This is a genomic window from Sporolactobacillus sp. STSJ-5, from assembly GCF_024385605.1.
In the GTDB taxonomy this organism is placed as follows: Bacteria; Bacillota; Bacilli; order Bacillales; family Sporolactobacillaceae; genus Sporolactobacillus.
This window is the reverse complement of record NZ_JANFOJ010000001.1, coordinates 243,198-266,210: the sequence shown is the minus strand read 5'-3', so window position 1 is coordinate 266,210 and position 23,013 is coordinate 243,198. Positions and strand designations below refer to the sequence as shown.

Annotated in this window: 17 protein-coding genes; 13 read left to right on the top strand and 4 right to left on the bottom strand. The window is 44.2% G+C overall.

Features of this window, described 5'->3' with window-relative positions; translation table 11 throughout:
- Positions 1-176 precede the first annotated feature (176 nt).
- On the top strand, positions 177-1,343 hold the full coding sequence (locus NOM01_RS01350; RefSeq protein ID WP_255745730.1) for a GNAT family N-acetyltransferase: 1,167 nt from the start codon (positions 177-179) through the stop codon (positions 1,341-1,343).
- An 80-nt stretch (positions 1,344-1,423) separates the two neighbouring features.
- On the opposite strand, the gene sspI is transcribed toward NOM01_RS01350, so the two are convergent.
- Entirely contained in the window at positions 1,424-1,627 is a 204-nt protein-coding gene (sspI, locus tag NOM01_RS01345) for a small acid-soluble spore protein SspI (RefSeq protein WP_253058754.1), read from the bottom strand.
- A gap of 110 nt (positions 1,628-1,737) precedes the next feature.
- Here sspI and NOM01_RS01340 point away from each other — a divergent pair, with 110 nt between their 5' ends.
- The 3 genes from NOM01_RS01340 (at position 1,738) to pheT (ending at position 6,613) form a co-directional block, all read left to right on the top strand.
- Positions 1,738-2,496, top strand: coding sequence for a TrmH family RNA methyltransferase (locus NOM01_RS01340; RefSeq protein WP_255745999.1), 759 nt, complete (start codon positions 1,738-1,740; stop codon positions 2,494-2,496).
- Positions 2,497-3,142: 646 nt separating this feature from the next.
- Complete coding sequence (gene pheS / locus NOM01_RS01335; protein WP_255745727.1) at positions 3,143-4,180, top strand: phenylalanine--tRNA ligase subunit alpha; 1,038 nt, start codon at positions 3,143-3,145, stop codon at positions 4,178-4,180.
- A 15-nt stretch (positions 4,181-4,195) separates the two neighbouring features.
- On the top strand, positions 4,196-6,613 hold the full coding sequence (pheT, locus tag NOM01_RS01330; RefSeq protein WP_255745725.1) for a phenylalanine--tRNA ligase subunit beta: 2,418 nt from the start codon (positions 4,196-4,198) through the stop codon (positions 6,611-6,613).
- Positions 6,614-6,706: 93 nt separating this feature from the next.
- Here pheT and NOM01_RS01325 read toward each other — a convergent pair whose 3' ends face one another.
- On the bottom strand, positions 6,707-7,519 hold the full coding sequence (locus NOM01_RS01325) for a glycyl-radical enzyme activating protein (RefSeq protein WP_255745722.1): 813 nt from the start codon (positions 7,517-7,519) through the stop codon (positions 6,707-6,709).
- Positions 7,520-7,659: 140 nt separating this feature from the next.
- Between NOM01_RS01325 and NOM01_RS01320 the strand changes: the two genes are divergently transcribed.
- Together NOM01_RS01320 and NOM01_RS01315 are read left to right on the top strand one after the other, a co-directional pair.
- Positions 7,660-8,418: a DeoR/GlpR family DNA-binding transcription regulator gene (locus tag NOM01_RS01320; RefSeq protein ID WP_255745720.1), complete on the top strand. Its 759-nt coding sequence runs from the start codon at positions 7,660-7,662 to the stop codon at positions 8,416-8,418.
- A gap of 147 nt (positions 8,419-8,565) precedes the next feature.
- Positions 8,566-11,010: a glycyl radical protein gene (locus NOM01_RS01315; protein WP_255745718.1), complete on the top strand. Its 2,445-nt coding sequence runs from the start codon at positions 8,566-8,568 to the stop codon at positions 11,008-11,010.
- A 120-nt stretch (positions 11,011-11,130) separates the two neighbouring features.
- Here NOM01_RS01315 and NOM01_RS01310 read toward each other — a convergent pair whose 3' ends face one another.
- Together NOM01_RS01310 and NOM01_RS01305 are read right to left on the bottom strand one after the other, a co-directional pair.
- The gene (locus NOM01_RS01310) at positions 11,131-11,910 is read right to left on the bottom strand and encodes a glycyl-radical enzyme activating protein (RefSeq protein WP_255745716.1); all 780 of its coding nucleotides are present in this window, start codon (positions 11,908-11,910) and stop codon (positions 11,131-11,133) included.
- Positions 11,911-11,925: 15 nt separating this feature from the next.
- Positions 11,926-14,271, bottom strand: coding sequence for a formate C-acetyltransferase (locus NOM01_RS01305; protein ID WP_255745714.1), 2,346 nt, complete (start codon positions 14,269-14,271; stop codon positions 11,926-11,928).
- Between the two features lie 501 nt (positions 14,272-14,772).
- On the opposite strand from NOM01_RS01305, the gene NOM01_RS01300 reads away from it, so the two are divergent.
- From NOM01_RS01300 to trxA, 7 genes are all read left to right on the top strand, one after another.
- Entirely contained in the window at positions 14,773-15,540 is a 768-nt protein-coding gene (locus NOM01_RS01300; RefSeq protein ID WP_255745712.1) for a DeoR/GlpR family DNA-binding transcription regulator, read from the top strand.
- A gap of 78 nt (positions 15,541-15,618) precedes the next feature.
- Positions 15,619-16,572 carry a sugar-binding transcriptional regulator gene (locus NOM01_RS01295; RefSeq protein WP_255745709.1) on the top strand — a complete coding sequence of 318 codons (954 nt, stop codon included), beginning with the start codon at positions 15,619-15,621 and terminating at the stop codon, positions 16,570-16,572.
- A 201-nt stretch (positions 16,573-16,773) separates the two neighbouring features.
- Positions 16,774-17,481, top strand: a complete 708-nt coding sequence (locus tag NOM01_RS01290; RefSeq protein WP_255745706.1) for a fructose-6-phosphate aldolase — start codon at positions 16,774-16,776, stop codon at positions 17,479-17,481.
- Between the two features lie 326 nt (positions 17,482-17,807).
- Positions 17,808-18,359: a CvpA family protein gene (locus tag NOM01_RS01285; RefSeq protein WP_255745704.1), complete on the top strand. Its 552-nt coding sequence runs from the start codon at positions 17,808-17,810 to the stop codon at positions 18,357-18,359.
- Between the two features lie 33 nt (positions 18,360-18,392).
- Positions 18,393-20,120 carry a DNA polymerase/3'-5' exonuclease PolX gene (gene polX / locus NOM01_RS01280; protein ID WP_255745701.1) on the top strand — a complete coding sequence of 576 codons (1,728 nt, stop codon included), beginning with the start codon at positions 18,393-18,395 and terminating at the stop codon, positions 20,118-20,120.
- Positions 20,121-20,156: 36 nt separating this feature from the next.
- Positions 20,157-22,514 (top strand): endonuclease MutS2, encoded by a 2,358-nt coding sequence (locus NOM01_RS01275; protein ID WP_255745698.1) that lies wholly within the window; start codon positions 20,157-20,159, stop codon positions 22,512-22,514.
- A gap of 95 nt (positions 22,515-22,609) precedes the next feature.
- Complete coding sequence (gene trxA / locus NOM01_RS01270; RefSeq protein WP_253058713.1) at positions 22,610-22,927, top strand: thioredoxin; 318 nt, start codon at positions 22,610-22,612, stop codon at positions 22,925-22,927.
- The last annotated feature ends 86 nt before the right edge of the window (positions 22,928-23,013 follow it).

Sequence of the window (23,013 nt, the reverse complement as noted above, 5' to 3'; positions counted from 1 at the left end):
GATGCCATTGATGCAGCACGCGCATTGCACTATTTAATGAATAAGAAAAAGGATAATTTCTAGAAGAAAAAGAGCACAATAGTTGAAATGAATGGGTTAGTTAAAAAAGTTAATCTTGATCAAATAACAAGTATTTTTGAAACATAATTAAGCAGCGGCGGGGCGGTGATTTTACTATGGACACAATCGAAATTAGGCAGATTCATGACGATCATGAATGGCAAGAAGCGCTTGACTTATGGGTGAACGTTTTCCCGAAAAATCGGGCATTTTTTGAAGAAAGAATCCGGCTTGACCCAAATTGTCAGTCGTATCATACGTGGATTGCTAAGGTGAACGGACAAATGGCCGGAGCTGTTCAGATTTTCCCTTTTCCTCTTTCTTATCATGGGGTGGAGCTTAAATGCGGAGGGATTGGAAACGTTGCGGCTTTGCCTAAGTATCGCGGGAGACATTTGATTCGCACCATTCTGAACCACCAGACGAAGTGGATGGCTGAACATGGCTACGATTTGTCTCTTTTATTTACCGGAATCAATTCGTTCTATGAAAAAGAAGGCTGGCAAACGCTGCCTATGGACGAACTGGTCATGGATGTTAGCCAGATTCCTGAGATGGCTGAGCGGCGGGAATGTCATATTCGACCTATTAACGAATGTGACTTTAATGCTGTACAAGAGATGTATCGGCACTTTATTGGGCCGCTTTGTGGTTCTAGAATTCGAACAGATGCGTACTGGAAAGGGCAGCTGGCATGGAATAAGAATCGCAAAGGCGCATTTTTGAATGCTTTTGACCATGATGAACTGGTTGCTTATCTCAGGTGGGAAGCATTCGGTGAAAATAAAATCGGATTGGTTGAATGCTGTTATTTGCCGGAGCATGAGGCGGCAGTTGCGTCGCTCGTGTATCATTTAAAAGAACATCTGGCACCGGAATGCAGTCTGATGGTGCAGATGCCGGAACACCATGCGCTCTGGAAGTTATTTCAAGAGTGTGGTGCTCGTATCGAGAACTATAACGGTGCAATGTGGAAAATTCTGCGTTTCCATAATTTTTTTCAGAAGATTGAACCGGTTCTTTCAGAGCGACTGATTCATTACACTGGGAACAAGACGTCACTATTGCTCAGAAGCGGAGACAATGAGCTGCTCGTTCATCTCATGAATGGGAAAGCGGAGATTGAAGTTCCGGGAGATTCAGTTACATACCAAACGTCAATTGAGCGGAGGCCAAGCGAATTGGTGAGCGATGTGCTGCTTGGCACCTCTGTGCAATCGGAAACCTATGCAGCACTGTTTCCTAAGAATGACTACGCTTTTTGGAAAACGGATCGATTTTAAGTAGTGTTCTATGCAAGAAAGTCCACTATAAAGGAATTGCCGCATGAAAAATCGGGAGCCAGAAGCCCCCGATTATTTCTTTACACCCCTTGTTCAAGTCGCGTGAGCATCTGATCGCGGAAGGCATTGTCCGATTTGTTCCAAAGAACTTCGAATAGAACGCCTAGTCCGGGAAGCATCTTTTCTTGACCGTCCTGAATAGCGTCAACGACTGTGTCTTGAAGCTGTTTCTTGTCGTTACCGGACAGATTGTGCAGGACTGCGCGGCGAATGTCTAAATCCATGAATAGGAGACCCCTTTCTGTGAGCATTTAAAGCTGGTGATATGGTATAGTATGGGTAGTAAACGGACAAATATGTACCGATTTTAAAGGGGCTCTTATGTGTGAGACGAATGGTGTCATTGCAAAATGAAAAAGTAAAACTATGGAAAAAGTTAAAAATAAGAAAGTGGCGTGATCGTGAGCAAAAATATTTGCTTGAAGGGCCGCATCTAGTGCAGGAAGCGGTTTTTTCCGCAAAACAGCAGATTAACGCGATCTTGATTGATGAAGCGTTTCATTTGCCGACGGATTGGCCGCTTGATTCGATTGAAGTTTTTCAGGTCACACATAAAATATTTACGGAACTGTCACAAACAGAGACACCTCAAGGCATTATCGCCGTGTGCGACATGAGTCAGGCAGCAGTTTCCCTGCGGTCCGGCCGCTACTTGCTCGTTGACGGTGTGCAGGATCCAGGAAATCTTGGAACGTTGATTCGAACTGCAGATGCTTTTGGCTTGGATGCTATCTATCTTGGCGACGGTTGTGTTGACGGATACAATGCAAAGACTCTGCGCTCTGCTCAAGGTTCCCATTTTCACCTGCCGGTCATTCACAAAAATTTATTCAGTCTTGCCGATGAGATGAAAGCACTGAATATTCCTTTATATGGTTCTTCACTGCAAGGCGATGAACTTCATAAAGTTAAAGTAGCCAGCTCTCATTATGGCTTGGTCGTTGGCAATGAAGGCAATGGCGCATCACCCGAATTACTCGCACAGATGGATCAACAGGTGAAAATTCCGATGGCAGGTCGTGCGGAATCGCTGAATGTCGCTGTGGCATCAGGTATTTTACTGTATTGGTTGGAGTCGGGAGGACTTGCATAACGGATTGCAATTGACTATACTAGGAAAAGACTTAAAGAATGATTAGATTCATGGGTAATATGAATCCAAATAGATGTAAAAACCGTGATGGAGAATAGTAATTCGGTATCCGCCGTTCAGGGAGAGTGCGTCGTCGACTGAAAGCGTGCTTATGATACGGACCGAACGAATTCACTCTTGAGTTGCCGTTTGAACGCCGGCGGGCAGCCGGCCTAGGATTGGCCGGCATTCGCCGTTAAATGTTTTCGAGTGGGCTATTTGTTTTTTTTGAATGGTCAACAAGGGTGGTAACGCGACGCTTCGTCCCTTTTTAGGGGCGGGGCTTTTTTGTTTTTTTTAGAGGATGTTCAAAAAGTCCGGGAAAAAAGTAAGGAGGATCTTCTGCTAATGACGTGCACGTCATGTGCACAACGCAGAAGTCACCACATCCTGTGGAAGTTCTGTGTCAGCTGGTTTCTTTGCTCCTCACGTATTACAGGAGATCTTCGACTAATTACACTCACGTCCTGTGAGTAACGTCGAAGTCACTACATCCTGTAGCAGTACGTTCCGGTGCTCGAAACTGCACTTCCTTGATCTTCTCGGCCCTTTTTGTCCTCCTTTTTGAAAAGCTTCATTTAAAAAAGTTTGTGAAGGGATGAAGAACATGTTAAAAGAGAAATTGCTTGAGCTGCGCGAACAGGCTTTATCGAACATTGGTTCAGCAGATGGTCTGAAGGCGCTCCAGGAAGCACAGATCCGTTTTTTAGGCAAAAAAGGACCGATCACAGAAGTTATGAAAAGCATGGGCAAGCTTTCTGCTGAAGAACGCCCGATTGTCGGACAACTGGCGAATGAAGTACGTAAACTCATTGCCGCAAAAATTGAAGAAAAGAAAGCGGACTTGGAAGCGAAGCTGCTTGAGCTGAAGCTTGAGCATGAGAAAATTGATGTAACGCTTCCGGGAAGAAAAATAGCGACAGGCAGTCCTCATCTGCTCGCTTCAATTATTCAGGAGGTTGAGGATCTGTTTATCGGTCTTGGCTTTTCCATTGAAGAAGGCCCTGAAGTCGAACAGGATTACTACAACTTTGAAGCGTTAAATCTTCCGAAGGATCATCCTGCTCGTGATATGCAGGATTCGTTCTATATAACTGATGAAATACTGATGCGTACGCATACATCTCCTGTACAGGCGCACACCTTGGAAAAGCATAAGGGTGTCGGTCCGGTTAAGGTTATCTGCCCTGGAAAAGTGTACCGCCGCGATAATGATGACGCGACTCATTCGCATCAATTCATGCAGATCGAAGGTCTTTATGTCGATCACAATGTACGATTGAGCGACTTGAAGGGGATTCTGACCGTATTCGCGAAGCATATGTTCGGTGCGGACCGTGAAATTCGTCTTCGCCCAAGCTTCTTCCCTTTTACCGAACCGTCAGTAGAAATGGACATTTCTTGTTTTAGGTGCGGCGGTCATGGTTGCAATGTCTGCAAGGGCACAGGTTGGATTGAAATTCTTGGTGCCGGCATGGTTCATCCGAATGTGCTGCGCATGTCCGGCTTTGATCCAAGCGAGTACACAGGCTTTGCATTCGGCATGGGGCCGGAACGTATTGCGATGTTGAAGTACGGCATCGAAGACATTCGTCATTTTTATACAGATGATATTCGTTTCTTGAAACAATTTGATCGGGCATAAGGAGGAGAATGAACGATGCTGGTTTCCTATAATTGGTTGCAGGACTATATAGATTTAGGCGGTGTCACGCCGGAAGAATTAGCGGATAAAATAACAAATTCGGGAATTGAAGTGGAGCACATTGTTTATCCGGGAGAGGGATTGAAGGGTATTGTGGTCGGCAAGGTTGAGTCTTGCGCGCAGCATCCGGAAGCGGAAAAGCTTCATTTGTGTCAAGTTAATCTGGGAACAGAAACCGTTCAGATTGTATGCGGTGCACCAAATGTTGCCGCCGGACAAAAGGTACCGGTTGCGACTGTCGGTGCAAGAATCGCGAATAATGTGAAAATCAAGCGAGCAAAACTGCGTGGTGAGATTTCAAACGGCATGATCTGTTCACTTGATGAACTGGGCTTCGATCATAATTTTGTACCTAAGGAATATGCGGACGGCATTTATGTCTTTGATGATGAGGTGCCGGTCGGTGCAGATGCACTCCCTTATTTGAATCTTGACGACGCTATTCTTGATTTGGATATTTTGGTGAACAGTGCGCATTGCATGAATATGATCGGCGTCGCTTATGAAGTCGGTGCGATTCTTGATCGTCCGATCCAACTGAAAAAGCCGGTAGTAGCTGAATCAGACCAGTTGGCAAGCGAAAAAATAAGTGTCTCCGTTGATGCCGAGCAAATGGTTCCTTATTATGGCGCACGCGTCATGAACGGCATTAAAGTCGCTCCGGCACCACGCTGGATGCAGCTGCGTCTGATTGCGGCCGGTGTTCGCCCGATCAGCAATGTCGTTGATGTTTCAAATTACGTGATGCTCGAATACGGACAGCCGCTCCATACATTTGATTTTGATCAATTCGGTTCGAATCATGTACTCGTTCGTTTTGCCGGAGATCATGAAGAAATCACTACGCTTGACGGCCAGCTTCGAAAATTGACAGATGAGGATCTGCTCATAACAAATGGCAAAAAGGGTGTCGCTGTTGCAGGCGTTATGGGTGGTGAAAATACAGAGGTTTCAAGCGATACAGAAAATGTTCTGCTTGAAGCAGCAGTCTTCGATCCAATTTCAATCCGCAAAACAGCGGCGAGGCTCCAATTGCGCTCGGATGCCAGCAGCCGCTATGAGAAAGGGCTTGATCGTAATCGAGTCGCTCTGGCCGCTGATCGAGCAGCTGAACTGTTAATACAGTACGCCCATGCGACGGTACTTAAAGGTATTGTCGAAGCCGGTGAACGAACGGTAGCAGAGCATCAGATTATGATGCCTTGGCAAAAAATCAATCAAGTTTTAGGATCGGAATTCGCACGCGAACAGATCGTCGGGATACTTGAACGGCTGAATTTTAAAGTTAACGTGGAAGGCGAAATAATGCAGGTATCCGTACCTGCCAGACGCTTCGATGTGACCATTCCTGAGGATCTCGTCGAAGAAGTCGGACGTATTTATGGGTACAATCATATTCCGGCAACGCTGCCTGAGGGCACGTCCTCACATGCATCGTTGACACCTTATCAAAAGATCCGCAGAAGAGTAGAAGGCTTGATGAACGGCATGGGCTTGAGCCAAGCTTATACTTATTCGCTTACATCGAAGGAAAGTGCTTCTTCCTACGCGGTAAGCAATAAAGGAATAGAACCGACACAAGTCATTTGGCCGATGAGCGAAGAGCATGCAGCATTGCGTCAGAGTATTGTTCCTCAACTCATTAACGTTGCTCAATATCACTTGAACAGACAGATGCCGGATATTAAATTCTATGAAATCGGCAAGGTGTTCCTTCCGGTTAAAGGAGAAGCGAGACCGGCTGAGGAAGAGCATTTAGCGGGAATCATTACCGGGAAGCGTACGGAAAGAAATTGGGAAGGCGATCCGGATACAGTCGACTTTTTCTCAGTGAAAGGAATTGTTGAAACGCTGTTCGATTCCCTGGGTGTCGCTAATCATATCACTTATTCTCCTTCGAAACGGGAGGGGATGCATCCGGGACAAACCGCAGATATTTTATTAAACGGTGAAGTCATTGGTTATATCGGTGCACTCCACCCTAGAGTTCAGAAGAACTGCGGGTTAAATGAAACGTTTGTATTCGAAGTTGCCATTGAGTCGCTGCTCCGTCACGGAGAGGCTGCTATTGAGTATCATGGCTTGCCGCGATTCCCATCGACAACACGTGATATTGCGCTTGTTGTGAAACGGACTGTAGCTGCGGCTGATCTTGATCGGGTCATCCGCGAGAATGGCACTCCGCTTCTTAAATCGGTACAGCTCTTTGATGTCTATGAAGGCAGTCATGTAGCGGCGGATGAGAAGTCTATGGCATTCTCACTTGTCTATTTTGATCCGGAGCGGACCTTGACCGATGATGAAGTGAACGTCGTTCATGAAAAGATTGTCAGTGCCTGTGCGGAGCAGTTAGGCGCGGAGCTTCGTGGATAACGACTAAATATATATAAGTAAAAAGCCAATGTGATTCGTCACATTGGCTTTTTACTTATTACAGCTGAAAATAAATTGTTGCGAGGACGTGGATTAAAAAGATCCATTCAGTTTGACCGCGATTCCCGCTTCGTTCAATACTTTTTTAAAATCTAGGAGATCTTCCGCATGTAATTGACGGACATCTTTCATTTCGTATTCCCGCCCCAATTCTGTGTACTTGTTCAAGCCGAATTGATGGAAAGGGAGCAGTTCAACCTTTGTGACACCGATACGTTTAAACAATTGACCGAAATGCGCGGCATCGCTCAAGGCGTCATTAAAGCAAGGAATAATCGGAATTCTGACCATAAGCTTCTTCTGTGCTTTTAATGCGGACTCAAGGTTATGGATAATTAATTCATTATCCACGCCGGTGGCGGCGCGATGTGCTTCGCCGTTCCAATGCTTTACATCATAGAACATAAAATCCATGTACTTAATGAATTCTCGAAAGACAGCAGGCCTGGTAAATCCGGTTGTCTCACAAATGATGTGAATGTTTTCTTTTTTAATTGCTTTCGCAAGTTCAATCACAAAGGGTGCTTGATTAAGCACTTCTCCGCCTGAAAAGGTGACACCTCCATTTGATTCCTCATAGTAATCACGATCCTGTAAAATCACTTTGATAATTTCCGCGATACTCTTGAATTCACCAACGAGCGTAGTATTGCCGTTAGCATGATCGTGCATTTTTTCAGGACATGCTCGTTGAGATTCTGGATTAGCACACCAAGGACATCGTAGCGGGCAGCCCTTAAAAAAGATGACCGTTCGTATTCCGGGTCCGTCGTTAATACTGAACTTCTGAATATTAAAGATGAGTCCTTTTGAATGGCTCGTTTCATTATTAGTAAGCGTTTTCAATTAAGACCGCCTCAATTCCTTTTCATCTTTTTTATTTTAGCATATTATTTACGTAAGAAATGTTAATAAGCTGTGAAAGAAATAAGATGATCAATCAATTGTGATAAACTGAAGAAAACAATGTATAGGAGGCCGTCATTTTGACATCAGAATTAACGACACGTGAAAATGATTTGTTAACGATTGTTACTGATCGAACGAAAATAGATGTTAATGAATTAGCAGAGCTGTTAAGCGTATCCAAGGTGACGATTAGGAAAGACTTAGACCGCTTGGAAGCGAAAGGTCTGTTGCAACGGAAACATGGCTACGCAATGATGAATAATGTTGATGATATCAGCTATCGGCTAGCAAATCATTACGAAGTGAAAAAGAAAATCGCACAACTTGCAGTTCAGTCAATACAAGATAATGAAACAATTATGATCGAATCAGGTTCAACTTGTGCCCTGTTGGCAGAAGAAATTGCCATGGTTAAAGAAAATGTCACAATCATAACGAATTCATTTTTCATTGCGTCTCTTGTGGGTAAATATAACAGCGTTCGCATTGAACTGCTTGGCGGGTCCTATCAAAGTGAGTCGCAAGTAACGGTCGGGCCGATTGCAAAACAGAATTTAGCTGATTTTTTTGTTGACAAACTGTTTATTGGTACGGATGGATTTGATCGAAATGTCGGTTTCTTTGGAAATGATATTATGAGAGCAGAGATGGTCCAAACCATGGCAAAATCAAGCAAGCATGTCATTATTCTTACGGATTCCAGTAAATTTAAGGAGAAAAGTTTCGTAAAGCAATTTAATGTGCAAGCCATTCACGAAGTTTATACGGACAGTGGATTAGACGACGAAACAAGTGTTTTTCTCTCAGATCAAGGCATTCGTCTGCATACTGTATAAAAAAGTTTAAAATGCACAAATGACCATTAATATTAAAGTTGAATGAAATTGCCAAAAGTCATTGTTTACGCTTACATTGAATGCTATTATAGTTTCGAAAGAAAGCTTATATTGATTCTTATGAAAATAATCAGGAGGGCTTTAATTATGACAGCAGACTCAATGATTCAAGCGCAAGCAAAAAGATCGGCGCATTTCGGAGAATTAACACCGAAAATGGAACGATTCCGTAATTCAATCCTTGATGCTAAACCGTTTATTGATGCTGAACGTGCAGTTCTTGTGACACAGAGTTATAAAGAACATGCAGATAAACAGCTGGATCTTAAGCGTGCTTATATGCTTGAGAATATATTGGAACACATGACGATCTACATCGAAGACGACACATTGATTGCAGGAAATCAGGCACGAAAAAATCGCTGGGCACCTGTTTTTCCAGAATACTCAATGAACTGGGTGATTGATGAACTGGACCGGTTTGAAAAACGTCCGGGTGACGTCTTCTATATTACTGAAGAAACAAAGAAACAATTAAAAGAGATTGCGCCTTTCTGGAAACATAATACACTAGAAGATCGCGGACTGGCGGCCTTTCCGCCGCATAGCAAAATTTTTTATGATCTGGGCATCATCGGAGCAGACGGCAACATTACTTCAGGTGACGGTCATCTTGCCGTCGACTATAAAAATGTGATCAATTACGGGCTGAAATCGTACGAAAAACGTGTCAAAGACGCATTGGATCATTTGAATCTGACTGATATTGAAGATCAAAAGAAATTGTATTTTTATGAAGCGAGTCTGAACGTAATTAAGGCAGTACGGGATTTTGCAAAGCGCTATGCAAATTTGGCAGCAGAGAAAGCTGAGACGGAAAAGGACCCGCAGCGTCAAACAGAATTAAGGAATATGGCTCAGATATTGAATAAGGTTCCTTACGAACCGGCTGATACTTTCTATGAAGCTGTGCAGTCGATTTGGCTCATTCATCTTGTCCTTCAGATTGAATCAAATGGTCATTCGGTATCTTACGGACGGATGGATCAGTACCTGTTTCCTTTCTATCAGCGTGATGTTGATCGCAGAATTCTGACAGATGAACAGGCGACGGAATTGCTGACTAACCTGTGGATGAAGACGCTGACCATTAACAAAGTACGTTCATGGGGACACACAGAATTCAGTGCGGGAAGTCCATTGTATCAAAACGTTACCATTGGCGGTCAGACTCCGGATAAGAAGGATGCGATAAACGGTCTGTCCTATCTTATTTTGCGGAGTGTCGCTCAGGCACATTTGACGCAGCCGAATTTAACCGTTCGCTATCACCGCGGTTTAAGTGACGCATTCATGCGTGAGTGCATCGAGGTCATTAAGCTGGGGATGGGCATGCCCGCGTTTAACAACGATGAAATCATTATTTCATCGTTTATCAAACGCGGGGTAAAAGAAGAGGATGCGTACAATTACAGTGCGATCGGCTGTGTGGAGACGGCAGTACCGGGAAAATGGGGTTATCGTTGCACGGGTATGAGCTTCATTAACTTTCCACGTACACTGCTCATTATCATGAACAACGGCGTTGATCCGGAAACGGGAAAGAAGCTGCTCGAAGGCAGTGGTCACTTTGTCGATATGAAATCCTATGAGGAGCTTGAAAAAGCTTGGGACAAAGGGCTTCGCGAAATTACAAGGCAGAGTGTAATCATTGAAAATTCATGCGATCTGGTGCTTGAACAGGATTGTCCGGATATTCTCTGCTCCACGCTGACCGATGATTGCGTCGGACGCGGAAAAACAATTAAAGAGGGCGGTGCCGTCTACGATTTTATCAGCGGCTTGCAGGTTGGAATCGCTAATCTTGCCGATTCGCTGAGTGCCGTTAAAAAACTGGTCTATGATGAAAAGAAGATCAGCCGCAAGGAGCTTTGGGATGCGCTTACCAATGATTTTGCCGGTGAAAAAGGGGAAAAAATCCGTCAGACACTGCTCAATGACGCACCAAAATACGGCAATGATGTTGATTATGTAGATGAACTGATTCAGAATGCTTATCAGCCGTATATTGATGAGATTTCAAAATATAAAAATACACGTTACGGGCGCGGACCAATCGGCGGACTTCGCTATGCCGGCACATCCTCTATTTCTGCGAATGTCGGGCAAGGTCACAGCACACTCGCCACTCCGGATGGCCGTCATGCCCGAACGGCACTTGCTGAAGGATGCTCGCCGGAGCATTCGATGGATCATGACGGACCGACAGCCGTTTTTAAATCCGTATCAAAATTGCCGACAGCAGATATTACAGGCGGCGTGCTACTGAACCAAAAAATGTCGCCGCAGATTCTGCAGAATGAAGAAAACTGCATGAAGCTGGTATTGCTAATTAGAACCTTTTTCAACAGATTGCATGGGTACCATGTTCAATATAATATCGTCTCTCGTGAAACGCTAATTGATGCGCAAAAACATCCGGAAAACTATCGTGATCTAATTGTACGCGTCGCCGGTTATTCTGCATTCTTCACCGGTCTTTCAAAAGAAACACAGGATGATATTATCGCTCGAACGGAGCAGGCCTTGTAACAGCAGAGATGAACAAAATTTAAAATTTTGGAAACTCATATTAAATAAAATAAAAGACATGAATCCTGCCCGAAAATAGGATTCATGTCTTTTAATTATTGTCATTGTCGATACATTTTTTTACTCCAAGCCGCTGACAACTGTTTTGATCTGAGCACTTTCAAAGAAGGCTTTAACTGTGTTGACTTCTTCCTGCTTGAGGAGTGGTGTGTCCTTCAAGCGATAGCTGCGCTTCAAATACTCATATTTGCCGCTTCCATATTGATGGAAGGGCAAAATATGAATCTCTTTAATTCCGAGGCCGGTCACGTAATCTCTGATCTGCCTCAAGTTTTCCGGCGGTGTCGTATATCCGGGAATCAGCGGAATTCTGGGAATAACGTGCGCTGGTGAATTCAATGCTTCTTCAAAATTTTGTTTGATCGTGCTGATCTTTTCACCGATGATCTGTCTGGCTTTGTCCGGATCCATAATTTTTAAGTCAAATAGGACTTGGTCGGTGTAGGGCAGCACTTTGCGGATTTGTTTCAGAGGAAGCGCGCCAGTGGTTTCAATCGCTGTGCTAATCCCGAGCGCTTTTACCTCCTTTAAGAGTTCCGCCGCAAAATCGGCTTGCATCAGAACTTCACCACCGGACAAGGTCACGCCACCATTTGACGTGCGGTAAAAAATCTCATCTTTTTCCACTTCATGGAGTACCTCATCGACTGACATCCACTTGCCTAAAGGTTCTTCCGCACCGTCTTTCATCCAGACAGATGGGCGAACAGGACCTTGTGATTCAGGGTTTGAACACCAGGGACATTTGAGCGGACAGCCCTTGAGAAAGACAATCGTGCGTATGCCGGTTCCGTCGTGAATCGAGTAGCGCTGGATGTTGAATACAAGGCCTCGTGTCATAACGCATTTCCTTCCTTATAGGACATGCTCGCAGCGAGCAATAATATCGTCCTGAATCTTTTTGTTCAGATCAACGAAGAACGCTGAATAACCGGCCACGCGGACGATTAGCCCGGCATAGTTTTCCGGATGCTTCTGTGCGTCGAACAGTGTATCCCGTGATTGAACGTTAAACTGGACATGTCTGATTTTCAATTTGGTAAAAGCCATGAGAAAATCGGCAAATTTATGAATTCCCGATGAACCCTGCAGCGTGCTTGGCTGAAATTTAAGATTGAGCAGACTGCCGTTAACGCAGAGCACATTGTCAATCTTGCTGACCGATTTTAGGACGGCTGTCGGACCAAGTCTGTCGCGTCCGACCATTGGCGAGAGTCCCCCGTCAGCCAGCTGATCATGAGCCTTTCTTCCATCCGGCGTTGCTCCGACATCTTCGCCGAGCGGGATATGTGCGGAAACGGTGTATGCGCCTGCGTTGAATTCACCACCTCGAATATTCCGGTATTTTCCAAGCTCAAGTGCATAATGACGGAAAATTTTTGCGGCGATCATATCAATTTCAGGATTATCGTTGCCGTATTTATCGAAATCATGGATCACATGGTTTTGCAGATTCTTGTATTTCCCCTCAAAGTCAGCCTCCAGTGCATCCACTAATTCACTGAATTTCATTTCGTGCTGTTCAAAAACAAGCTTCTTAATGACAAAAAGTGAGTCTGCCAGATTTGCTTCGCCGATGCCTTGAACTCCGGAAAAATTGTAGCGCGCGCCGCCCTCGGTAATATCTTTACCGTTGTCGATGCAATCTTCAACAAGCGCTGAAAGAAAGGGAATCGGTGCGAATTCGCGGTGAGCAAGGTCAACAATGTCAGATCCGATGGTGACATCTTTTACGTAACCGTCAATTCGTTTTAAGAGATACGCAACAAGCTGGTCAAAGGTCAAGTCATCACGATCGCGTAATTCGTAAAGGCTGATTTCCATGATGCGCAAGAAGTTAAATAGGGCAATGTCGTGCAAGCCGTAGGTTTTCCCAGGAATCGTTGTTTCCACGCAACCGACAACCGCATAATCGCGAGCATCATCCAGAGAAACACCTTTGCTGAGGAACCCAGGAATAATGACCTCATCATTGAAAATTTGCGGAATGCCGGTGCCGAGACGAATGGTTTCGCACGTCTTGTTCAGGAATCGACGCGGAATCAACTCATTGATTCGGACAGACAGATTCGGCTGCGGCAAGCGGATGCTATGATACAGATCCAGCATCAGGTAAGAGAGCTCATTTACCGATGACTGACCGTATTGATCGAGACCGCCCAGTGCCACCGTATAACCGGTTGGAAACCCGGCGAAGCATTTGGCACTTTCGCGACTTCTTAAAAGCACGACATCATTGGTTTTAACATAGAAATCCCCAAGCACTTCACGAATGAAAGCTCCCGGAACACCTTCCTCAACGGATTTTTTATAAAAAGGATAGAGGTATTGGTCCATCCGCCCGAGTGAAAGGGAAGAAGCGTTCGATTCGTATTGACCGACGATGCTTGTCATCCAGAGCAGCTGCAGCGCCTCATAGAAGCTTTGCGGCTTCTGACTGCTCAGTCGCTTACACATGTCAGCCATTTCCAGTAGTTCCACTTTCCGTGCTTCAGTAATTTCGGTACTCTTAGCTTTTTGGAGTGCCTCCTTGCGGTAACGCAGGAAGTGACGGGCCATCGCTTCGAAAATAACTTTAGCGGATATGAAAAAGTTATTTTCAGGCTGCGCCGCGCTTTTTCTGCTTAATAAATCAATATAGTAACCGACACCATGGTTCAAGATGGCTTGAAAATCCATAATAATATGTCCTTGCCCCTTGTCGGTTTGGTTCAGTTTAATCACAAGATCGTCTACGGCCTTTTGGGCATTCTTCGGGATTTTTCCATTTATAAAGTCCTTCATGGAACGTCCGGACCAATAGGGCAGTAATTGTTCACGATAGACACGTTTGTCCGCTTCGGTAAAATAGAATGCATCTTGCGGACGGTCATGGATGGTGTCCATTTCCTTCATAATCCAATAGGGATCCATCTCAGGAGACAAAATGCCGCTTCTCGGTCTGACGGTTCGATTGCCGACCAATAGTTCACCGGGACGAATGCTGATTTTTACATGGTCAAGGATATAAGCCGTTGCTTTTGCACGTCGAATGATCTGCGGCTCTCCCTCCGTTTGCTTATGGCTTTTCGTAAAAAGAATTGCCCGTTCAAGAGAAATACGCCGTTCGTTTTGAAACAGGAAGGTTTTCATGTCATCAAGAAGACTTTTTTTTCTTATATTCATGAAGTTATTATTTGAAACCGCATACATTTCAGCCATTGATGTTCGCCCCTTCATAATTGAATAAGAAGATCGTGTTTAGTTGAGTATTTTGTGCAGAGTTTAAGACCCGTTGCAACCTTTTTCACAAGAAAAGAAAGTATAAGATTTTACCCCATATTTAAACGAATAAACCAGTGTCTTGACCGAGAATCAAAGCGGAGGTGCGAGACGCCTGCGGGATCAGCGTGCCAGCGAGACCCCGCAGATTTCTGCTTGTCTGAGGAGGCTCGCGGTGCGCCCGCGGCAAGCGAGCAACCGAAGCGATGATTCAACACTGTAAAGACACAAACCAATCACACATGGCTGGAGATTAAGGACCGGGCGCTTTTTGCTCGGTTTTTCTTATCTATCTACATCCCCTATTATAAAGAATATAAAGAAACATTCAATGAGAAACTTGGATTTGATAGCATATAACACATAAGTGCCAAATTTTATAATGAATTATAACGATTTCATGGTATAATTGGTTCAGTTAAAAGATCGGGGCGTTTACATGTGAAGGCATCAGAAATTCAGCAACGGCGCGAACAGATGACGCAACTACTCATTGAAAATAAAAAAATAAAGGTTAGGCAACTGGTTGAACACTTCCATGTGTCTGATGAGACAATTAGAAAAGATCTGAAATACTTGGAAGAACAAGGAATTTCTAAAACGGTTTATGGAGGAGCAGTGCTTGATCAATCGGATGCAATCGAACCGGTAATCAATCGAACGACCACATTTCTGGATGACAAGACAAAAATTGTGAAAGCTGCGCTTGAATTTTTACCTGAAACCTCTTGTGTCATCGGACTTGATCAAGGGAGTACGGTTGCTCTTCTCGCACGATATCTTAATCATTATCAGGGAAAGACTGTTCTCACCAGTTCTTTGACCGCAATCATGGAGTTAATGAATGGAAGCAATGACTTTTACTGTGTCGGCGGTCATTACAGTAAGGCAGATATGTCATTTCAAGGAAACTTTACAAGTCAGGCACTCAATGATATCCGCATTGATATCGGATTTTTCGGATCCAGCGGTGTCATGAACCGAGATGGTTTTTGTACATCGAGTTTTGCAGATGCCGAAATGAAGCGTGCACTGCTTGCAAAATGTCAGACGAAAATTGTTCTGCTTGATCACTCGAAATTTTCTAAAAGTTCATTTGTAAAGGCAGCCGATTGGGGAAGCGTTGATTGTGTGATTACGGATAAGCGGGCACCTGAAGAAGTGCTTGAACCAATCGCAACAAAGACAAAAGTCATCATTGCAAATTGAGATGGGCAAATCGGCGAATACTGGTATAGTCCAAATCAGTTGGCATTACGTTGATCTGTGATTTGAGGGTGAGGTACTGTGGAAAATAATAAAAAGCGTCTGTTAACTAAAATCGCTTATCTTTATTATATTAAGAGCAAGACGCAGAGCGAGATTTCGAAGGAACTGAACATTTACCGGACGAGCATCAGCCGCATGTTGACTCAGGCGAGAGCCGAGGGCATTGTCGCTATTCAGATCCACGATTTTGATCCTGAAATTTATGAACTCGAGTCTCAACTGCAAAAGATTTTTCACATGAAAGAGGTTGTGGTCATTTCAACGAGCCGGAATGATACGGAAACCGAAAAGGATGAAAAACTGGCTGAAGAAGCGGCTTTTTATTTAAAGCAGCTGATCAAAGGTGGAGAAACGGTCGGATTGAGTTGGGGTTCCTCACTTGCAAGCATGATCGGCAAGCTGAAAGGAGTCAAAAAAACAAATGCGACGTTTGTCCCTGTTGTTGGTGGGCCGAGCCATGTGAATTCACGCTATCATGTGAACGCAATTATTTATGATCTTGCCAGGCATTTTGGTGGAGAAAGCATTTTTATTAATGCGGGAGCCATTCAAGATTCCAAAATGCTGCGCGATGCGATCATGAATGGACATGATTTTCAGGAGATTAAGTCCTATTGGGAGCAACTGGACATCGCTATGTTTGGCATTGGCGGACCATTGAACAGTAAAGAAAGCAGCTGGCGTGATTATTTAACGGTTGTGGATAATCATAACTTGGCAAATCATCAAGCAATTGGCGACTTTTGCTGCAGATTCTTTGATGAGGATGGACACATTCTGAAGGAGAGCATCTATAATCGTACGATCGGAATTGATCCGGAATTGTTGGCAAAAGTACCTTACTCAATTGGTGTGGCACGTTCGTTAAACAAAGTGCCGTCTATTCATGCTTTGCTAAAGACTCCCTATATGAACACGCTTATAACGGATAGTGAAACTGCCCAAGCGATTATAAAAATAGCACGATTATGATTGACTTGTGCACATATGTGCATGAATATCTGCTTTTTATTCCAAAAAATCGCTTATTATCAGGATTTATTATGCACAGAAGAATATTAAATATGTGAGAGTATGTATTCATAATTCATTTCATGCTACGATGAAAGCGTAATCATTAGAGATGGATAATAAGATCACAAATGTGCAAATACTGAAAAGGGAGTGTTCGATATGGAGTTTCTACTTGATACGATTCATTTGGACGCAATTAAGAGATATGTTAAGGTGATTCCACTTGCCGGGGTGACCTCTAATCCGTCAATTGTTAAAAAAGAAGGCAAAATTGATCTGTTCACGCACTTAAAAACGGTTCGGTCGATCATTGGCGATCAGGCAACACTTCATGTACAGGTTGTCTCGGAAGATACGGAAGACATGATCAAGGATGCACATACCGTGTTAGAAAATGTGGATCGCAATGTGTACATCAAGGTTCCGGTAACCGAGGCGGGTTTGGCTGCCATCAAACGTTTGAAACAAGAAAATGTAAACGTTACCGCAACAGCAATCTATACGAAATTTCAAGGCTATCTGGCTATCCAGGCAGGTGCTGATTATATTGCCCCTTATTTCAACCGGATGGAAAACATGAACATTGATGCCAAAGCATCAATAGCAGAACTGGCTAAAGCCATTGAACGAACAGGCAGCCGCACAAAAATTCTTGCCGCCAGCTTTAAAAATGTCGGTCAGGTCAATACAGCGTTTGAAGTGGGTGCTCAGGCAGCGACCATGAGCGCGGATATTTTGGCTTCCGCTTTAGGCATGCCGGCCATCAATAAAGCGGTCACTGATTTCACTGCCGATTGGGAATCCGTTTTCGGAAAAGGGGAAACGATTTATACCTTGGCAAAGGATACGATTACTACGGGTAAATAAGTTGTGAAATAAACAAGGTTATATGGCATTAAAAAGGATGACAATTTTGTCATCCTTTTTGGTTACTTACAGGAGATATTTGATTGGTGCAAAGACAGGCTGATCATTGATCATGAATGGAATCATTGTGATGAATACCTGATGGTCTGTAATCAAGAACAATGAAACCTCACAAAAACGGTTCTTAGTATCGGCGAATCGACAGATACTCACATTTTTCATCTGCCGCCGTTTCTGATATGATAAGACTAAAAAGTGTCAACGTTTGCCTTGTTTTATTGGGACGGCGCTCATTTTACATAGGAAAGAAAGTTGGGATCGATCTTATGCTTCTCACACTCATTATATTGATCATACTCGCATCCGGATTCTTTAATGGATTTCGTCGCGGTCTGATTTTGCAATTGGTGCATCTTGCGGGCTTTGTCGTTGCCTATATCATTGCGATGATTTATTTTAAGCCGCTTGCGGGAACGTTGAAATTTTGGATTCCATTCCCTTCGTCGGCTTCTCAAAGTGATCTGTTTCAATTCCTCGGAAATATGGATTTGCAGACTGCTTATTATCGGGCGATCGCTTTTATTATATTATTTATCGCCACAAAGATTGTATTGACAATCCTAGGTTCAATGCTGAATTTCCTTGCTGAACTGCCGATTCTTCGTTCTGTCAATCATTTGAGCGGAGCGCTGATTGGTTTCGTTGAAGCCTATTTGATTATTTTCTTCTTGCTGTATGCCGGTTCACTGACACCGGTCGGCGGAATTCAATCGGCGATTGATCAATCCTCGCTGGCACAATCAATGATTACGAGCACCCCCTACTTTTCAGATATGTTAAAAGAGATGTGGGTCGCATTCGCAGGTTGGGTGGGCTAAGAAAACAGGGCTTTCATTTGCACGATATAAAAGGTGAAGATTGTGAATAAAAAGCAAATTATAAATCAGCTGGATACCATTGCACTGTATCTGGAAATAAAGGGTGAAAACCCATTTAAAGTCGCTGCTTATCATCGCGCAGGTCTTGCCTTGGAGAATGATCCGCGTTCGATGGCAGGAATGAGTGATTTAAGTAAAATTAAAGGAATCGGTAAATCAACGGCGCAGGTCATTGAGGAATTAATGGCGCAAGGCGAGTCGTCTGTCTTGTTGGCACTTGAAAAAGACATACCTCATAGTTTGCTCGATCTTCTTCGCTTGCCTGGACTCGGCGGGAAAAAGATTGGGAAAATGTATCGAGAGCTCGGCGTTGTTGATCGTGATACATTGAAAGATGCCTGCGAGCAGGGGAAAGTCAGCCAATTGGCAGGATTCGGGAAAAAAACGGAAGAACATCTGTTGCAATCACTGAATGAACAGCTTCATCGTCCGAAAGAACTGCCAATCCCTTATATGCTTGATCTGGCTGAAAAAGTCGAACGGGTATTACGTTCAATCGAAACGGTAAGCCGTTTTGCGCACGCAGGCAGCCTCAGACGAGCAAAAGAGAAAATGAAGGATCTGGATTTTGTGATTGAGACTGCTGATCCTGAGGCTGTGTCGCGACAGCTTATTGAGAAACTGCCGATTCATGAGGTTGTCGGGCAAGGTGATGCAAAAATGACGGTGCAACTTGATGATCCGAATCAAGTATCCATCGACTTTCGCTTTGCGACACAGGAAATCTATGCATCGATGCTGCTACACTTTACCGGATCCAAGGATCACAATGTTCTTTTACGTAGATTGGCAAAGGAACGCAACGAAAAAATCAGCGAATATGGGATTGAACGGGAAGACGGTTCCGTGCAAACTTTTAAAAGTGAAGAAGATATCTACCGCTACTTTGGCATGTCTTTTATTCCTCCACAAGCGCGAGAAGGAAAATCTGAATTGGATCTTGCGAAAAAGGGACCGTTGAACTTAATAAAGTTATCGGATATCAAAGGCGATCTTCATATGCACTCAACGTGGAGCGACGGATCGCATACGATCTCTGAAATGGCCGAAGCAATGCGCTCAAGAGGTTATCTCTACGCATGTCTGACCGATCATTCTCAGTCGCTTCGTGTTGCAAATGGGCTAAGTTCAGAACGTTTATTAGAACAAAATGAAAAAGTAAAGAAGATTAATGAGCATTATGATGATTTTACACTTTTCTCGGGCATTGAGATGGATATTTTGCCTGACGGATCACTGGATTATCCAAATGAAGTTCTGAGCAGACTGGACTTTGTGATTGCATCCATCCATTCTTCTTTCTCGCAGGATAAGAAGCAAATTATGAAGCGTTTGGAGAACGCCTGTCGAAATCCTTATGTTCGTCTGATTGCACACCCGACCGGACGAATGCTCGGAAAACGTCACGGATATGCCGTTGATGTGAGTCGGTTGATTGAATTAGCTAAGGAAACCGGAACGGCTCTTGAACTGAATGCCAGTCGGTTCCGATTGGATTTATCTTCAGAGTGGCTCAGCAAGGTGCAAGAGGCAGGCGTGAAAATCGCGATTAATACGGACAGCCACTCGCTGAAAATGATGGAAGACATGAAATTGGGTGTTGAGACGGCTATTCGTGCCGGCATCGAGCCGCAGAACGTTATTAATACTTGGCCGACAGATCGGCTTATGGACTTTTTTAAGAATAAAAAGGCCTTTTGAATGATGACCATCCTCAGATAGAGGGAGATGTTATTTGTGAATGAACATGCACTGAGAATTCTAGAATATGAAAAAATCAAACAGCAATTAATGCATTATACAGCTTCTTCATTAGGAAAAAACCGAATTGCGGATCTGACGCCTGCAGACAGCTTGAATGAAGTTAAACGAATGCAGGAGGAAACTGATGAAGGAGCAACGGTACTCCGATTAAGGGGATCTGTACCTTTTGGCGGTATTACTGATGTGCGTCAAGCGCTGAAACGTTCCAAAATAGGCGGTATTCTTCAGGCAAAAGAACTGATTGATATTGCCGACACCATTCGCGGCGCCCGTCTGATGAAAAATTTTATTACGGATTTGATCGAGGAAAGAGAACTTGAACTTCCAATTTTGATGGAACTCGCAGATTCGATTGATCCTCCGGGCAGCCTGGAACGGAAAATCCGTAGCACAATTGACGATCAAGGCGGTGTTATGGACTCGGCAAGTCCGGCTTTGCGTCATATTCGCAGCCAGATCCGAACCTGTGACAGCAGGGTGAAGCAGAAACTGGAGAGTATTGTCCGTTCGAGTGGAACAGCAAAAATGCTTTCCGAACAGATTATTACAATTCGTAATGATCGTCAGGTAATTCCGGTCAAACAGGAATATCGCGGATCGTTCGGCGGTATTGTCCATGATCAGTCTGCTTCAGGTGCAACCTTATTTATTGAACCACAAGCGATCGTTGACTTAAATAATCAGCTCAGTGAAGCACGGGCAAAAGAACGGCATGAAATTGAGCGGATCTTGCGTGTCCTTTCGGAAGAAACAGCAGAATTTGCCGAACCGATGTTGGAAAACGTTGAGGGATTGGCACAGCTCGACTTTATTTTTGCCAAAGCCGCATACGGACACCAGATGAAAGCGACACGTCCAAAGCTGAATGACAGCGGCATTATCCGTCTGAAGAAAGCACGTCATCCATTGATTAATCAGGACCAAGTTGTCCCGATTGATGTTGTATTTGACGAGCACACACATGCACTAATTGTCACAGGACCGAATACCGGAGGCAAAACGGTATCGTTGAAAACGATTGGTTTGCTTACGCTCATGGCACAATCCGGGCTTCAAATACCGGTTGACGAAGAATCGGAAGCGAGTGTATTCCGCGAAGTCTTTGCTGATATTGGTGATGAACAATCGATTGAGCAGAGTCTCAGTACCTTTTCGTCACACATGACGAATATTGTTAAAATCTTGAAGATGGTCGATTTTAACAGCCTTGTTCTCTTCGATGAGCTGGGTGCAGGAACTGACCCTCAGGAAGGTGCAGCTTTGTCTATGTCGATTCTCGATGCCGTTTATGGTAAAGGAGCCACAATTGTCTGTACGACCCATTACAGCGAGCTAAAAGCATATGCATATGAACGGCCGGGTGTCATGAACGCTAGTGTTGAATTCGATGTGGAAACACTGAGCCCGACTTATCGCTTGCTTCTCGGTGTTCCGGGACGAAGCAACGCGTTTGAAATTTCACGGAAATTAGGCTTACCGGCCGATATTATTGACGGCGCCAGACTCCAGATCAGCCGCGAGACCAACCAGGTCGATAAGATGATCGCTTCATTGGAAAAGAATCGGAAAGCTGCCGAGATGGAGGAAGAAAAAGCACGTCATCTGAAGCTTGAAGTAGAAGCAAAAGAAGCAGATTTGTCTAAGCGCTTGAATGAATTGGAACGCTCAAAAGAGGACATTCTGAAGAAAGCGCGCGAGAAAGCGGAGCAGGCGCTTAAAGATGCACGGCGCGAGGCAGAGGAAATTATAAATGAGCTGCACCAATTTAAAAATAACGGCTTGGTCAAGGAGCATCAACTCATTGACGCAAAGACCAAATTGGCGCATGCGCTGGATTCTCTTGAACAAAAAGATTCGTCCAATACGTCGAAGCCTGTTCAAAAAGTGGTATCTGGGTTTCAGCCTGGCGACGCGGTAAAGATTATCAGTTTCGGTCAGACCGGATACATTGTCAATAAAATCGGTGATCAAGAATATCTGGTACAAGCCGGTATCTTGAAAATGAATGTCAAAGCAAGCGATTTGAAAAAAGTTAAAGAAGAGAAGAAGGTTAAACCGGTCGTTAATGTGCGTACTTCAGGACAAACGGTGCGTCCGGAACTTGACCTCCGCGGCGAACGCTATGAAGATGCGATGCTGAAGGTTGAGAAATACTTGGATGAAGCGCTGCTTGCAGGCTATGCACGCGTCTCGATCATTCATGGTAAGGGTACCGGTGCACTGCGCAAGGGTGTCACTCAATTAATCGATCGCCACCCGCGTGTGAAGGCGTCGCGTCTCGGTGCCCAGGGTGAAGGCGGCAGCGGCGTGACGGTCGTTGAATTCAAGTAATGTGTGCGCCAAGCTGAATAATGGAATCTCGTGTTGGCACATGCTATACTGTGTGACATAGAGCATATTGAACTATTTGAGGAGGTCTTTCTGTAATGGCAATTAGTCAGGTAAACGATGCAAATTTTGCGGATGAAACTTCAAAGGGACTTGTTTTAGCCGATTTTTGGGCTACTTGGTGCGGACCATGCAAAATGATGGCACCTGTTTTGGAAGAAGTGAATTCCGAATTAGCAGATAATCTTAAAATCGTAAAGCTGGATGTTGATGAAAATCAAGCGACAGCAAGCAAGTACGGAGTTATGAGTATTCCTACCATGTTCTTGTTCAAAGACGGCGAAGTGGTTGACAAAGTTGTCGGCTTCCAACCGAAAGAAGCCCTTGCTGAACGCATCAAACAGCATATCGGCTGATTGATTAGTAAAAAATATAGTGAAATCCATGGAAAACCGGGACGTATCGCATTTATATGCGGCGACGCCCGGTTTTTTCGTGCGCT

Excerpts from the sequence above, each read along its gene's own strand:
- NOM01_RS01350 (WP_255745730.1), top strand. The coding sequence starts at position 177 with ATGGACACAATCGAAATTAGGCAGATTCATGACGATCATGAATGGCAA.
- sspI (WP_253058754.1), bottom strand. The coding sequence starts at position 1,627 with ATGGATTTAGACATTCGCCGCGCAGTCCTGCACAATCTGTCCGGTAAC.
- NOM01_RS01340 (WP_255745999.1), top strand. The coding sequence starts at position 1,738 with ATGGTGTCATTGCAAAATGAAAAAGTAAAACTATGGAAAAAGTTAAAA.
- pheS (WP_255745727.1), top strand. The coding sequence starts at position 3,143 with ATGTTAAAAGAGAAATTGCTTGAGCTGCGCGAACAGGCTTTATCGAAC.
- pheT (WP_255745725.1), top strand. The coding sequence starts at position 4,196 with ATGCTGGTTTCCTATAATTGGTTGCAGGACTATATAGATTTAGGCGGT.
- NOM01_RS01315 (WP_255745718.1), top strand. The coding sequence starts at position 8,566 with ATGACAGCAGACTCAATGATTCAAGCGCAAGCAAAAAGATCGGCGCAT.
- NOM01_RS01310 (WP_255745716.1), bottom strand. The coding sequence starts at position 11,910 with ATGACACGAGGCCTTGTATTCAACATCCAGCGCTACTCGATTCACGAC.
- NOM01_RS01305 (WP_255745714.1), bottom strand. The coding sequence starts at position 14,271 with ATGGCTGAAATGTATGCGGTTTCAAATAATAACTTCATGAATATAAGA.
- NOM01_RS01290 (WP_255745706.1), top strand. The coding sequence starts at position 16,774 with ATGGAGTTTCTACTTGATACGATTCATTTGGACGCAATTAAGAGATAT.
- NOM01_RS01285 (WP_255745704.1), top strand. The coding sequence starts at position 17,808 with ATGCTTCTCACACTCATTATATTGATCATACTCGCATCCGGATTCTTT.
- trxA (WP_253058713.1), top strand. The coding sequence starts at position 22,610 with ATGGCAATTAGTCAGGTAAACGATGCAAATTTTGCGGATGAAACTTCA.